Source organism: Aquabacterium sp. (genome assembly GCF_044226965.1).
Classification (GTDB): Bacteria; Pseudomonadota; Gammaproteobacteria; order Burkholderiales; family Burkholderiaceae_C; genus Pseudaquabacterium.
The window spans coordinates 1-14,719 of sequence record NZ_JBGAGA010000108.1; the positions used below are offsets into that span (position 1 = coordinate 1).

10 protein-coding genes are annotated in these 14,719 nt (G+C 71.1%); 7 read left to right on the forward strand and 3 right to left on the reverse strand.

Features of this window, described 5'->3' with window-relative positions:
• Both ileS and ACILR4_RS27880 read left to right on the forward strand, forming a co-directional pair.
• The coding region (gene ileS / locus ACILR4_RS27875) for an isoleucine--tRNA ligase (RefSeq protein ID WP_395704158.1) at positions 1–2,374 on the forward strand (2,374 nt) is incomplete at its 5' end.
• 14 nt (positions 2,375–2,388) lie between these two features.
• Complete coding sequence (locus ACILR4_RS27880) at positions 2,389–4,218, forward strand: ATP-binding protein (RefSeq protein ID WP_395704159.1); 1,830 nt, start codon at positions 2,389–2,391, stop codon at positions 4,216–4,218.
• Between the two features lie 5 nt (positions 4,219–4,223).
• On the opposite strand, the gene ACILR4_RS27885 is transcribed toward ACILR4_RS27880, so the two are convergent.
• Positions 4,224–4,886 (reverse strand): N-acyl amino acid synthase FeeM domain-containing protein, encoded by a 663-nt coding sequence (locus ACILR4_RS27885; protein WP_395704160.1) that lies wholly within the window; start codon positions 4,884–4,886, stop codon positions 4,224–4,226.
• Positions 4,887–5,008: 122 nt separating this feature from the next.
• On the opposite strand from ACILR4_RS27885, the gene lspA reads away from it, so the two are divergent.
• The 5 genes from lspA to ACILR4_RS27910 all read left to right on the forward strand — a co-directional run bounded on the left by lspA (position 5,009) and on the right by ACILR4_RS27910 (position 11,120).
• On the forward strand, positions 5,009–5,521 hold the full coding sequence (gene lspA / locus ACILR4_RS27890; RefSeq protein WP_395704161.1) for a signal peptidase II: 513 nt from the start codon (positions 5,009–5,011) through the stop codon (positions 5,519–5,521).
• Positions 5,521–7,200, forward strand: coding sequence for an ABC1 kinase family protein (locus ACILR4_RS27895; RefSeq protein WP_395704162.1), 1,680 nt, complete (start codon positions 5,521–5,523; stop codon positions 7,198–7,200). Before lspA ends, ACILR4_RS27895 begins: the two co-directional genes overlap by 1 nt.
• A gap of 74 nt (positions 7,201–7,274) precedes the next feature.
• Positions 7,275–8,093: a DUF2189 domain-containing protein gene (locus ACILR4_RS27900; protein WP_395704163.1), complete on the forward strand. Its 819-nt coding sequence runs from the start codon at positions 7,275–7,277 to the stop codon at positions 8,091–8,093.
• 16 nt (positions 8,094–8,109) lie between these two features.
• Complete coding sequence (locus ACILR4_RS27905; RefSeq protein ID WP_395704164.1) at positions 8,110–9,633, forward strand: ATP-binding protein; 1,524 nt, start codon at positions 8,110–8,112, stop codon at positions 9,631–9,633.
• Positions 9,634–9,746: 113 nt separating this feature from the next.
• Complete coding sequence (locus ACILR4_RS27910; RefSeq protein WP_395704165.1) at positions 9,747–11,120, forward strand: HD-GYP domain-containing protein; 1,374 nt, start codon at positions 9,747–9,749, stop codon at positions 11,118–11,120.
• On the opposite strand, the gene ACILR4_RS27915 is transcribed toward ACILR4_RS27910, so the two are convergent.
• Both ACILR4_RS27915 and ACILR4_RS27920 read right to left on the reverse strand, forming a co-directional pair.
• Positions 11,107–13,956, reverse strand: coding sequence for a hypothetical protein (locus ACILR4_RS27915; protein WP_395704166.1), 2,850 nt, complete (start codon positions 13,954–13,956; stop codon positions 11,107–11,109). The genes ACILR4_RS27910 and ACILR4_RS27915 overlap by 14 nt on opposite strands.
• Positions 13,957–14,056: 100 nt before the next feature.
• Positions 14,057–14,719, reverse strand: a 663-nt coding sequence (locus ACILR4_RS27920; protein WP_395704167.1) for a quinone oxidoreductase family protein, incomplete at its 5' end; no start/stop codon positions are given.

Consider the following 14,719-nt stretch of genomic DNA (forward strand, 5'->3'; position numbering starts at 1 on the left):
CTTCGCCAACGAGGCCGGCGAGATCCGCGCCTTCAAGCGGGTGATCGAGCGCGGCTTCGTCTACCGCGGCCTGAAGCCCGTGTACTGGTGCTTCGACTGCGGCTCCTCGCTGGCCGAGTTCGAGATCGAGTACGCCGACAAGAAGAGCCAGACGCTGGACGTCGGCTTCCTCTGCGCCGAGCCGGACAAGCTGGCCGCGGCCTTCGAGGTCACGCCGTTCACGAAGGACGCCTTCGTCGTCATCTGGACCACCACCGCGTGGACGATTCCCGCCAACCAGGCGCTGAACCTGAACCCGGCGATCACCTACGCACTGGTGGACACCGAGCGCGGCCTGCTGGTGCTGGCCGAGAGCCTGGTGGCCGCGTGCCTGGAGCGTTATGGCCTGCAGGGCAGCATCGTCGCCACCGCGGCGGGCGAGAAGCTCGGTGGCCTGAACTTCCGCCACCCGCTGGCGCATGTGGATGCCGGCTTCGACCGGCTGAGCCCGGTGTACCTGGCCGACTACGCCACCGCCGACGACGGCACCGGCATCGTGCACTCCTCGCCGGCCTATGGCCTGGACGACTTCAACTCCTGCGTGGCGCACGGCATGCAGTACGACCAGATCCTGAACCCGGTGCAGGGCAACGGCAGCTACGCGCCGGACTTCCCGCTGTTCGGCGGCCAGAACATCTGGAAGGCGGTGCCGGTGATCATCGACGCGCTGAAGAACGCCGGCCGCCTGTTCGCCACGCAGACCATCACGCACAGCTACCCGCACTGCTGGCGCCACAAGACGCCGGTGATCTACCGCGCCGCGGCGCAGTGGTTCGTGCGCATGGACGAGGGCGAAGGCGTGTTCACCAAGGACAAGGCGCCCAAGACGCTGCGGCAGATGGCGCTGGAGGCCATCGACCAGACCGGCTTCTACCCCGAGAACGGCCGCGCCCGACTGCGCGACATGATCGCCAACCGGCCCGACTGGTGCATCTCGCGCCAGCGCAGCTGGGGCGTGCCGATCCCGTTCTTCCTGCACAAGGACTCGGGCGAACTGCACCCACGCACGATGGAGATCCTCGACCAGGCCGCGGCCATCGTCGAGCAGGGCGGCATCGAGGCCTGGAGCCGCGTGACGGCCGAAGAGATCCTGGGACCCACCGACGCGCCGCACTACACCAAGAGCAGCGACATCCTCGAGGTGTGGTTCGACTCCGGCTCGACCTTCTGGCACGTGCTGCGCGGCACGCACCAGAACCTGCACGGCAGCCTGGGCCACCATGACGAAGGCCCCGAGGCCGACCTGTACCTGGAAGGCCACGACCAGCACCGCGGCTGGTTCCATTCCTCGCTGCTGATCGCCTGCGCGCTGGAAGGCCGCGCGCCCTACCGCGGCCTGCTGACGCATGGCTTCACGGTCGACAGCCAGGGCCGCAAGATGAGCAAGAGCCTGGGCAACGGCATCGAGCCGCAGGCGGTGAGCCAGAAGCTGGGCGCCGAGATCATCCGGCTGTGGGTGGCGGCGAGCGACTATTCGGGGGACATCGCCGGCGACGACAAGATCCTGGCCCGCGTGGTGGATGCCTACCGCCGCATCCGCAACACGTTGCGCTTCCTGTTGGCGAACGTGAGCGACTTCGACCACGCGACCGATGCGGTGCCGGTGGAGCAGATGCTCGAGGTCGACCGCTGGGCGCTGGCCCGCACCGCGCAGTTCCAGGCCGAGGTGCTGGCGCACTACCAGGTCTACGAGTTCCACCCGGTGGTGGCCAAGCTGCAGGTGTTCTGCTCGGAAGACCTGGGCGCGTTCTACCTCGACGTGCTGAAGGACCGGCTCTACACCACCGCGCCGAAGAGCCTGGCGCGCCGCAGCGCGCAGACCGCGCTGTGGCACATCACGCAGGCGATGCTGCGCTGGATGGCGCCGTTCATGAGCTTCACCGCCGAGGAAGCCTGGGGCGTGTTCCAGCCCGGCGGCAAGAGCATCTTCGTCGAGACCTACTGGCCGCTGGCCACGCCCGATGAAGCGCTGCTCGCGCGCTGGGCCCGCATCCGCGAAGTGCGCGAGGCCGTGAACAAGGCGATCGAGGACGTGCGCGCGACCGGCGGCGTCGGCTCGTCGCTGCAGGCGAATGTCACGGTCACGGCCGGCGAGGAGACGCATGCGCTGCTGGCCTCGCTGGGCGCGGACCTGAAGTTCGTGTTCATCACCTCCGCCGCCGCGCTGGCCGCCGGCGAGGCCCTGTCGGTCCAGGTCACGCCGTCCACCGCCCCCAAGTGCGAGCGCTGCTGGCACTGGCGCGACGACGTCGGGCACGATGCCGCGCACCCGGGCCTGTGCCGGCGCTGCACGGACAACCTGTACGGCAGCGGCGAGATGCGGCAGGCCGCCTGAGACAGCGGCGACCGATGCAGCCCGGCCAACGCCCCTCGTTGCTCGACCGGGTCGCAGGCGAACTGGGGCTGGCGCTGGCACTCACGCCCGCACTGCGCGCGCGCGTCGGGCACGAGCAGCTGCGTCTGGTGCTCACGCACACGCGGCTGGGCACGGTCGCCGCCACCATCTTCGCCGCCTTGATGGCCTGGCACTACCGCGGCGTGGTGCCGGCCGCGCAGGTGGACGTGTGGATCACGGCGAAGCTGCTGGTCGCCCTCGGCCGCATCGTGCTGGCGCAGGCCTACCAGCGCCACAGCGAGCGCCATGGCGACGAGCTCGACGGCGCGCATGCCATCGCCCACTGGCAACGCTGGACGCTGGCGCTGATGGCGCTCGACGGCCTGGTGCTGGGCATCGGCGCGCAGCGCATGATGGGCGAGCCGATGGTCACCACCGCGGTGGTGGTGGGCGTGGTCGATGCGATGAGCTGCATCGCCACCTTCGGCCTGCAGGTGCATGTGGCCTACACCGCCGCCTACGTCACACCGATGCTGCTGGCCACCGCAGTGGGCCTGGTGCAGCGGCAGGAGGAGGTGGCGGGCATCACCGCCCTGGGCCAGCTGATCCTGCTGGCCCTGCTGCTGTCCACCGCGCGCGCCACCTCCGGCCGGCTCACCGCCGGCATGCTGCTGCGCCTGCAGGCGCAGGCGCTGGTGGCCGACAAGGATGCCGCGCTGCAGCTGGCGCAGCAGCAGATCGCGCTGCGCGTGCAGTTCCTCGCCAAGGTCAGCCACGAGCTGCGCACGCCGCTGCACGGCATCCTCGGGCTGTCGCGCCTGCTGCACCTGGAATCGCGCGATGCCGCGGTCACCCGCAGGGTCGAGCTGATCGAGTTCTCCGGCACCCACCTGCTCGGGCTGATCAACGACCTGCTCGATGTGTCGCGCACCGAGGCCGGCCGCTTCACGCTGCATGACGAACGCTTCGAGCTGGTGGCGCAGGTCGAGCAGGTGGCCGAGGTGTTCGCGCTGCGGGCAGCCGACCGCGGGCTGAGCTTCCACTGGCATTGCAGCGTCGCCAAGCCGCACTGGGTGCGCGGCGACGCGGTGCGGCTGCGCCAGGTGCTGCACAACCTGCTGGGCAACGCGATCAAGTTCACGCCGCAGGGCGAAGTGCGGCTGTGGCTGGCGGCCGATGGCCCGCGGATCGAGCTGCAGGTGCAGGACACCGGCCCCGGCATCGGCGAGGCCGAGCGCTCCCGCATCTTCCAGGCCTTCCACCAGGCCGAGCGCGCTGGCGAAGGCCCGACCGATGGCGTGGGCCTGGGCCTGACGATCGCCCGCGAGATCGCCCAGGCCATGCGCGGCGACATCCAGGTCTTCAGCCAGCCGGGCCAGGGCGCGACCTTCGTGTTCACCGCGCAGCTGCCGCTCGAGTCCGCCCCGGCGCCAGGGCTCAATGGCACCACGGTGGCCGTCGGCACCCTGCCCGGCCGCGTGCTGGTGGCCGAGGACGACGACGTCAACGCGCTGATCGTCTGCGGCTACCTCGACAAGCTGGGCGTCGCGCACGAGCGCGTGGCCGACGGCAAGCAGGCGGTGAGCCGCGCGCTGCGCGAGACGCAGCGTCCGCAGCTGGTGCTGATGGACTGCCGCATGCCGGTGCTCGACGGCCTGGCCGCCACGCGCGAGATCCGTGCGCAGGAGCGCACGCTGGCGCTGCCGCGCGTGCCGGTGATCGCGCTCACCGCCGCCACGGCGGCCGCCGACCAGGCCGAGTGCCTGGAGGCCGGCATGGACGCGGTGGTGGCCAAGCCCTTCACGCTGGAGCAGCTGGCGCTGGCCCTGCGCCAGGGACACTGACCCCCTCAGGCCGCGGCTCTGCGATCGCGGCGCGGGGGCTCGCCGAAGAGCTGGATGTCGGGATGGAAGGTCTCGATCATCAGCGAATACAGGTCGTGCTGGCAGCCGTGCCAGCTGCGCTCGGCCGCCACCACGTCGAACACCAGGATGCGATGCTGCAGCCCGCCGGCATGCGCCAGCGGCACGGTCTGGTCGGCGGCCAGCACGTCGATGAAGCCGAGCCGGCGGTAGATGCGCACCAGCGCGTCGCTGCGCGCGCCGATCACGAGCCAGCGGATCTGGTTGGCCACGCAGTACAGGTAGCTGGCCTTCATCAGCATCGGCCGCACCAGCGGGTCGGCACCGGGCCGGATGGCCAGACGCGTGATCTCGGCCCGCGGCCTGGCGGCCAGCCACTCGGGCAGCTGCACGCTGGCTTCGAGCTGCACGCTCGATTGCGGGCCGGCGCGCTGGATGCGCGCGGTGCCGATGGTCTCGCCGCTGCGCTTGTCCTGGCACAGCAGCACCGCGGTGCCGGGCTGGTGGTCGAGCTCGTCGGGCTCGGCCAGCGCCTTCTTCAGCTGCGGCAGGTGGTGGCCGTAGGCCGCCGCGCGCACCGCGCAGGCTTCGCGCAGGTCCTGCGCATCGCGCGCCACCCGCAGGTCGAAGCTGAGCCAGGAAGTCGTCATTGCCCTCGTGTTGATCGGGCGCCTCGATCGCGCGCCTCGATCGCGCTGCCAACGTGATCGCCGCAAACCCGGGCGCTACAGTAGCGCCCGATCCCTTCACTGCCGTCCGGTATTTCCCCTCGATGCCTTCTTCCAAATCTTCTGCCAGCCCGCTGGCCCTGTGGCTGGGCCTGGCGCTGGTGGTGATCCTGCTGGACCAGTTCACCAAGGTGCTGATCCTCGGCGATTTTCGATTGCACGACACGCGCCAGGTCACGTCCTTCTTCGATCTGGTGCGCGCCCACAACACCGGCGCGGCGTTCAGCTTCCTGGCCGATGCCGCCGGCTGGCAGCGCTGGTTCTTCGTCGGCCTGGGCATCGTGGCCTCGGCCTTCATCGTCTGGATGCTGCGCCGCCACCCGGAGCAGAAGCTGTTCTGCTTCGGGGTGTCGATGATCCTCGGCGGCGCCCTGGGCAACGTGATCGACCGGCTCCTGCACGGCTACGTCGTCGACTTCCTGCAATTCCACTGGCGCTTCCTGGCACCGATGTTCCCGGGCGGTTACTTCCCGGCCTTCAACCTGGCCGACAGCGCCATCACGCTCGGCGCGATCTGCCTGGTGCTGGACGAACTGCGCCGCGTGCGCCGCTCCTGATGACGGCGCTGCAGGCCCTGCTGAACACGCGCGACCTGGGCCGGCTGCGCCACATCGCCGGCGTGTTCGTGCGCCATGGCCTGGGCGACCTGGTGCACCGGCTGGGCTGGACCGAGGCCCTGGCCAAGGCCGGCCATGCGCTGCACATCGAGCATGCGGCCGACCTGGCCCGGCTGAGCCCGCCCGAGCAGCTGCGCCGCGCGCTCGAGGAACTGGGCCCCACCTTCGTCAAGCTCGGCCAGATCATGGCCGGCCGCGCCGACCTGCTGGGCCCGGCGTGGATTGCCGAGCTCGAGAAGCTGCACAGCAGCGCGCCGCCGGTGGAAATCGGCCTGCTGCGCGCGCAGCTCACCGAAGACCTGGGGGCTCCGCCCGAAGCGGTGTTCGCGCAGTGGGACGACACGCCGCTGGCCGCGGCCTCGATCGCCCAGGTGCATGCCGCCACGCTGGGCGACGGCACCGAGGTCGTCGTGAAGATCCGCCGCCCCGGCATCGAGTCGACGATCGAGGCCGACCTGCGCCTGCTCGAACGCCTGGCCGGCAGCGCCGAACGCCAGTGGCCGGAGCTGCGGCCCTACCGGCCGGTGGAGCTGGCGCGCCAGCTCGCGCGCTCGCTGCGCCGCGAGCTGGACCTGGCCAGCGAGTGCCGCCATGCCGAGCGCATTGCCCAGGCCTTTGCGGGCCAGCCCGAGATCGTGATCCCGAAGGTCTACTGGGAGCACACCGGGCCGCGCGTCAATGTGCAGCAGCGCATCCGCGGCGTACCCGCCGAAGACCAGCCCGGCATCGACGCGGCCGCGCTGGACCGCCGCCTCATCGCGCAACGGGGCGCCAACGCGGTGCTGAAGATGGTGGTGCGCGACGGCTTCTTCCACGCCGACCCGCACCCGGGCAACCTGTTCTTCCTGCCCGGCGAGCGCATCGCCTTCATCGACTTCGGCATGGTCGGGCGCATCTCGCCGCAGCGCCGCGACGAACTGCTGACGCTGATGCTGGGCCTGGTGCAGCGCGACCCGATGTCGGTGGCCGAGGTGCTGATCGACTGGGCCGGCAACGACTCGACGGTGGACGACAGCGCGCTGCACATCGACATCGAGAGCTTCGTCGACCAGTACCACGGCGTGCCGCTGGCCAACCTGAGCCTGGCCGCGATGCTGGGCGACGTGACCGGCATCCTGCGCCAGCACAAGCTCGCGCTGCCGGCCGACCTGGCCCTGCTGATCAAGGTGTTCATCACGCTCGAAGGCCTGGGCCGCAGCCTGGACCCGGGCTTCCACATGGCCGGCGAGGCGCTGCCGCTGCTGCGACAGGCGGTGCACGACCGCTATCAGCCCAAGCAGCTGGCCCAGCGCGGCTGGCAGACGCTGCGCCAGCTCGGCATGCTGCTGGGCGGCCTGCCGCGCGACCTGTCGCGCCTGCTGCGCACCGCACGGCGCGGGCGCATCCAGATCCAGATCGATGTCACCGACCTGCACCCGGTGGCCGACCAGCTCGAACGCGCGGCGCAGCGCATCGCAGTGAGCCTGGTGATCGCCGCGCTGATCATCGGCTCGTCGATCGTGATGACGGTCGGTGGCGGCCCGAAACTGTTCGGCCTGCCCGCCTTCGGGCTGCTGGGCTTCGTCGGCGCCGTGCTGGGCGCCGGCTGGGTGATCTTCGGCGGCCGGCCGCGGCGCTGACCCCGCCGGCCCTCGTCGCGGGCCCCGGGACAGCCCGGGTGGACGCCGGCGGCATCGGCCCCTAGGCTGCTGTCATGAGCGCCGCCGACAGCCCGCAACTGCCCCCCGGCACGGCCGCCCCGGCCGAGGCCGCGCCCGCCGCCGAGCCGGCGGTGTCGATGTTCCCGGCGCTGCGCCCGCTGCGCCTGGGCGATCCCCTGCGCTGGCTCGCGGCCGGCTGGCGCGACTTTCTGCGCTGCCCGGGCCTGGGCCTGTTCTACGGCGGCTGCTTCATGGCCATGGGCTGGCTGCTGGTGGCGGCCTTCCAGCATGCGCCGGCCTGGGTGCTGGCGCTGTCGGCCGGCTTCCTGCTGATGGGCCCTTTCATGTGCCTGGGCCTGTACCAGGCCAGCCGGCACCTCGAGCGCGGCGAAGCCACCGACCTGGGCGAATCGCTGCTGGCCTGGGAGGCGCGCATCGGCACGCTGGCCGTGTTCGGCTTCGTGCTGCTGGTGCTGGAGATGCTGTGGGCCCGCGCCTCGTTGGTGGTGTTTGCCGTCAGCTTCGACGGCATGCCCGACTTCAAGGGCTCGCTGCTCGCGCTGCTGAACCCGGAGAACCTGGGCTTCATCGTGGCCTACCTCTGCGTCGGCGGGTTGTTCGCCGGACTGATCTTCGCGGTCAGCGTGGTCTCGATCCCGATGATCCTGGACCGGCCGGTCGACGCCATCAGCGCGGGCCTGACCAGCCTGCGGCTGGTGCTCGGCCAGCCCGGCGTGATGCTGCTGTGGGGTGCCCTGATCACGCTGCTGGTGGTGCTGGCCATGCTGCCGGGCTTTGCCGGGCTGCTGGTCATCGGCCCGGTGCTGGGCCATGCGTCCTGGCACGCCTACCGTGCGGCGGTAGGCGACTGAGCACCGGCACGACGGCATGTTCGAGCGTGCCGCGCCGGCGCCGATGCTGGCCTACAGCGACCTGCCGCACTACGAGTGGCTGCACGTGCCGGTGTGGGTGTTCGATGCCGAACGGCCGGGCATCCTGTGGGCCAACACCGCGGCGCTGGACTTCTGGCGCGCCACCGACCTGCCCGAATTGACCGGGCGCGACTACTCCGACATCTCGCCCGCCGCGCACGCCCGGCTGCTGAGCAGCATGCAGCAGCACGCCCAGGGCCGCCTGGTGCGCGAACCCTGGACGCTGTACCCGCGCGACGAGCCGATGACCACCGAGCTGCTGTCGCGCGGCATCCGCCTGCCCGACGGACGGCAGGCCATCCTGTTCGCTTCCGAACCGCTGGCCGCGAGCTATGACGCGACCGTGCTGCGCGGCATCGAGGCGATGCGCCACTCGCCGGTGCGGGTGGCGATGCACCGCATCGACGGCGGCCCGGCGGTGATGCGCAACCCCGCGGCGGTGCAGGCCTTCGGGGCGGTCGAGGCCGAAGGCGGCGAGGCCTTTGCCGAGCTGTTCTGCGACACGGCGCTGGCCGAGGCCATCGTCGCCACCGTGCGCGCCGGCCGCGGCCATGCCGGCGAGGCGCTGCTGCGCACGCGCCAGGGCGAACGCTGGCATGCGGTGGATGCCCGCGCGGTGCGCGACCCGGTGACCGGCAGCGCGGTGCTGCAGTTCAACGCGCGCGACATCAGCGACCTGAAGGCAGCCCTCGCGGCGCTGGAGGCCGCACGCGATGCGGCCGAAGCCGCCAACCGCGCGAAGACCAGCTTCCTCGCCAACATCAGCCACGAACTGCGCACGCCGATGAACGGCGTGATCGGGCTGACGCGACTGCTGCTGGACAGCCCGGTCGACGCGCGCCAGCACCATTACCTGGGCCTGGTGCTGAACTCGGCGCAGGGGCTGATGCAGATCCTCGACGACGTGCTGGACCTGTCGAAGCTCGAGGCCGACAAGCTGCCGCTGCAGCCCGCCCCGATGTCGCTGCAGGACACGCTGCGCCAGGCGCTGGCGCCGCTGCAGGTGCAGGCGCTGCAGCGCGGCCTGGGCTTCGACTGGCGGGTCGCCCCGGACGTGCCCGACCGCGTGATGGCCGATGCCGCGCGCTGGCGCCAGCTGCTGCTGAACCTGGCCGGCAACGCGCTGAAGTTCACCGAACAGGGCCATGTCCAGGTGCTGGTCGAACGGCTCGAGGACGAGGACCCGCAGCACTTGCTGCTGGCCTGCAGCGTGAGCGACACCGGCATCGGCATGACGCCCGAGCAGCAGGCCATCGTCTTCGAGCCCTTCACGCAGGCCGACACCAGCCTGGCCCGCCGCCACGGCGGCACCGGTCTCGGCCTGTCGCTGGTGCACCGGCTGGTGCAGCTGATGGGCGGACGCATCGAGGTGCAGAGCCGGCCGGGCGAAGGCAGCTGCTTCCGCTTCGTCGTGCCGGTGGCGCTGCCGGCCTTCGACGACAGCGGAGCCGGCGTGATGGACGCTCATTTCAACCGCTAGCCTGCCGTCACCGGAATATTCCCACCGCGGCACCACGCCGCTCACTTCAGCGCATACTCGTCCGACACGACGGAGCCTGCCGCATGCGGCCACGGCCCCGCACAGGGAGCGTCATGGACGAGGTGAACCAGCACTACCTCGACCGCGTGGTGTCGATGGCCGACACCACGCTGGTCGAGGCCACTGAAGACATCGTCAGCGGCAGCGGCGTCAAGCTGGTCGCCAAGGGCGGCCGGATCGATGGCCGCGTGCGCGATCGCCTGCTCGAGCACAAGCTGCGCAAGCCGCTGGAGTCGATGCTGCGGGTGGTCGGCGGCGTTGCCAGCCGGCCGATCGACCGCGTGGCCGAAGACCTGCTGGCCCGCCACGCGCTGCTGGCCAGCCTGTGCGGACCGCGCAGCGCCAGGCTGGTGGCCCGCGCGTTGCACGACCTGCGCTTGAGCACGGCCCTCGAGTCGATGTTGAGCCTGTACGCCGAGCAGGGCCCGCGCCATCTCGAGCATGCGGTCGGCGTGGGCCTGCTGGCCGCTGCGCTGGGCCAAGAGTGGCAGGCGCCCGGCCAGGCTGCGATGCCGACGCTGCTGGTGGCGGGCCTGGCGCATGACTTCGGCGAGCTGTACATCGATCCGGCCATCCTGCAGGCCGGCGAGACCTTGACGCAGTCGCAGTGGCGCCACATTGCGGCGCACCCGGTGGTCGGTGCGCGTGTGCTGCGCGAGCTGGCCGGCGCCGGCCCCAAGGTGGCCGAAGCCGTGCTGCACCACCATGAGCGGCTCGACGGTTTCGGCTACCCGCAGGCGCTGGCCGGCAGCGCACTGCCGCCGGCCAGCCAGGCACTGGGCCTGGCCGAGGCGCTGATGGGCATCTGCGAGTCAGGCCGCGCGCCGGGCGAACGCGCCGCCATCGCGGTGAAGCTGATGCCCGGCGAATTCGACCGCCATCTGCGCGACCGTGTCGCGCAGGCCGCCGCGGCGGTGCGCGGCAGCGACGATGCCGAGCAGAGGCTGGCCCCGGCCGACCCCGCGGCGCTGGCCCAGCAGGCCGTGGCGCTGGGCTGCGCGCTGCAGCAGGTGCAGCACGAACACGGCGGGCTCGAGGCATCACTGCAGGCGGGCAGCAGTGGCCTGCGCGAGCTGGCCGGCCGGCTGTTCGAGCGCACCCGGCGCATCCATGCCGCGTTCTCCAGCACCGGGCTCGATGCGCATCCGGCGTCGACGCTGCAGCAGCACTTCGCCGCCATGGACGCCGCGCAACATGGCGAGACGGCGATCGTGCTGCGCGAGCTGCAGTGGCGGCTGCGCGAGCTGGCGCGCGAGCTCCACTCGCGCGCCGCGGCGCTGGGCGGCCCCGGCGCGGATGCCGGCGATGCGCTGCGCGCGCGGGCCCTGCTCGACGCCTTCGAGCGCGCGATGGCGCGTTGCCGCCCGGCCGTTGCGGCGCCGGCGCGGCACACGTCCGACGCTAGGGCCGACGCTACGGCGCGCTGATCTCGATCAACCCGTTCGCGGCGCCGTTGCGCGCGCCGGCCAGCACCGTCAGGCCGCTGCTCTGCATCACGTAGATGCGCGCCTGGTCGCCGCTGCGCAGGCCGGTGCGCAAGCCGAGCGGCCCGCTGGCAAGGACGCCCAGCGAGATGGTGTCGCTGAAGGCCGCGCCACTGGCGTTGGTGCCGCTGACCGCGTAGGTCTGCGGGCTCAGCGTCACCGCGTCCCAGCTGCCCAGGTTGCTGGCGCCGAAGGAATTGCCGCCGGCAAAGCCATTCGGCGTGTCCGGCAGCGCGATGCGGAAGGTGCCCGAGCTGGCCCCGCCGGCATCGCCAGCGCTGAGGTAGATCAGGTTGTTGCCCGACTTAGCGACATAGAAGCTCAGCATGTCGCCATGCGTCGCATCGACGCCGGTGAAGATGCCGTTCTCGACGCTGAGCACGTAGGTGAAGAGGCTGGCGGCGGGGCAGCTGGCGACCGAGAAGATCTGCGTCGAATCCGTGCACAGCTGGTAGCCGCTGGTGCCGAATTGCGAGGCCATCACGCGCGACGAGGGCGTACTGTCCACGGGCACCGTCAGCGAAGCGACATTGAAGGCGCCGGCCAGTTCGGACACCGCCGAGGCGAAGCGGCGCGCCGCGACGAAGGGCTTCACGCCGTCGCCGAAATCGAAGCCGCCGGTCACCAGGTCCTCGGCCACGCGGAAGCGCTGGTTGCCGCTGATCGTGAAGCCGCCGCCGGTGGTGTCGGCGCTGAAGTTGCCGGTGAGCGTGCTGCCGTGGCCCGCGATCGAGTAGCTGCCGGCGTCGAAGTCGATCGTCAGCCCGTACTGGCGACCGTTGGTGGCGAAGACCTTGTAGCCACCGTTGCGCGGGTCTTCGGCGATCACCGTGGCCTGCGCGGTGTTGTTGCTGGTGTCCGAATCGCCATCGGCGGTGGCGGTCCACAGCGCGTCGATCGGGCCGCGTGCATTGGACGGTATGGCCACCGGAATCGTGAACGCCAGCTTGGCACCCACCGGCAGCGAGGCCACGGTCATCTGCGGCCCGGTGGTGTCCGGGCAGGCAGCCAGCGCCGAGGCGGTGCACGAGATGGTGCCGGCGGTGTAGCCGCTGGGCAGCGTGTGCACCAGCACGATGTTGGTGGCCAGGCTCGGACCGGCATTGGCCACGGTGGCGGTGAAGAACGCGGTCTTGCCCGCGGCCACCCGTTCGGCCACCGTCTGCGAGACGCCGAGGTTCACGCTGGTCGACTGCGCCGCGGCCGTCGCGGTGTTGTTGCCGGGCTTGGCATCGCCGGCGGCCGAGACCGTCATCGTGTTGCTGACACGGCCGACCACGCCGGCGGTGATGGTGTCTTCCACCGTGAACACCAGCGTGCCGTTGGCCGGGATCAGTGCGGCACTCATCGCCGCGCCCAGGTCGGGCGGGCACACCGCGCCGCCGGTGGCACTGCAGCTGATGCGGCTGAGCGTGAGGTTGTCGTCGACGGTGTTGGTGATCGCCACGTCCTGCGCCGCATCGGGGCCCAGGTTGGTGACGGTCATCGTGAAGCTGGCCACGCTGCCGGCCTTCACGGTGGTCGACGGCGGGCTGGCCTTGACCTGCAGGTCCGCGGCGAAGGTGGCCGCCGTGGCGGTGAACAGGTTGTTGGTCTTGTCCGGGTCGTCGGACAGGATCGCCGACATCGTGTTCTTGATCGTGCCGGAGCCGGCACCCGCGGCGACATTGGCCGACACGGTGAAGTTCAGCACCCCGCCGACCGGCATCGTCGACAGCTGCATCGACGGGCCCACAGCGCTGGGGCAAGCCGCGCCGCCGCTGGCGTCGCAGCTGATGCCGGTCAGGATGGCCCCCGCACCGACCGAGTTGACCAGGTTCACCGTCTTCGAGGCCTGCGGACCGGGGTTGCTGACGGTCATCACGAAGGTCGCGACGCCGCCGGCGGCCACGGGCGAGGCCGGCCCGGTGCCGGTGACCGCGATGTTGCTGCCCGAGAGGTTGGCGCTGTCGGCAATGCCGGTGGCGCTGAAGATGTTGTTGGTCTTGTCCGGGTCCTTGGCCACCGTGGCCTGCATCGTGTTGTTCAGCGTGCCGTTGTAGCCCTTGGCGACGTTGTTCTGCACCGTGAAGGTCAGCGTGCCGCCCATCGGGATGCCGGTGGCCAGCATGATCGGGTTCAGGCTGGTCGGGCACACGGCGCCACCGCCGCCGGCGCAGGTGATGTTGTTCAGGCTCGAGCCGGCGCCGGGGCGGTTCTCGATCAGCACGTCGCCGGTGGGCTGCGGGCCCTGGTTGGTGACGACCATCGTGAAGGTCGCGATGCCGCCGCCGGCCACCGGGGCGCTCGGCCCGATGCCGGTGACCACCACGTTGCTCTGCAGCGTGAACGCGGTGCCGTTGATCGTCGCGACGTTGTTGCTGCGGTCGTTGTCGCCGGCGGCCTCGGCGCGCAGGGTGGCGCTGATGGTGCCATCGACGTTGTCGCCCACCGGGCCGGTCACCGTGAAGGTGAGGCTGCCGTTCACTGGCAGCGAACTCGCGAACATCGAGGCGCCGAGCGCACTCGGGCAGGCCGCCCCGCCGGCGGCCGCGCAGGTGTAGGCCAGCTGCGTCTGCACCAGGCCGCGCGCACTGGCGGTGAGGACCACGTCCTTGGCTTCGACCGGACCGCTGTTCTTGACCGTCAGCGTGAAGCTGGTGCTCTGGCCGGCAGCCACTGGCGCGGTCGGCCCGCTGCCGCTGACGACCAGGTCATTGCCGCTGGGCGGTACGCCACCGCCACCGCAGGCCGACAACAGCAGGGCGGGGACGAGGGCAAGCAGGGCGCGCAGGTTCACGGGCGAGACTCCAGGCAAGAAGCGTTCCGACCTGGGTACGGCCAGACCGGCGGCATCTTACTGGCGGCCGCCGGGCTCCCTCGTCCGTGCCAACACGCAGTCAGGGCAGCAGGATGCTGCAACCGGTGGTATTGCGCGCTTCCAACGCACGGTGCGCCTCGGCCACGTCGGCCAGGGCAAAGCGCTGGTCGATGCGGATCTTCACCGCACCACTCTGCACCACCGCGAACAGGTCGTCGGCCATCGCCTGGGTCGCTTCGCGCGTGGCAATGTGGGTGAACAGCGTGGCCCGCGTGATGTACAGCGAGCCCTTGGGCCCGAGGATGCCGGGCGCGAAGGGCGCCACCGGCCCCGAGGCATTGCCGAAGCTGGCCAGCAGGCCGAAGGGGCGCAGCACGTCGAGCGAGCCTTCGAAGGTGTCCTTGCCCACCGAGTCGTACACCACCTTGACGCCGGCACCGCCGGTGATGGCCTTGACCCGCTGCACGAAGTTCTCGCTGCGGTAGTTGATGGCATGCGCCGCACCGTGCTCGAGTGCCAGCTGGCACTTGGCATCGCTGCCGGCGGTGGCGATCAGCTGCAGGCCCAGGGCCTTGGCCCACTGGCAGGCGATCAGCCCGACACCGCCGGCCGCGGCATGCCACAGCACGAAGTCGCCGGGCTGCAGGCCGCCCTGCGGCAGCGTCTTCTTCAGCAGGTACTGCGCGGTCAGGCCCTTCAACATCATCGCCGCGCCGGTCTCGAACGAGATCGCCTCGGGCAG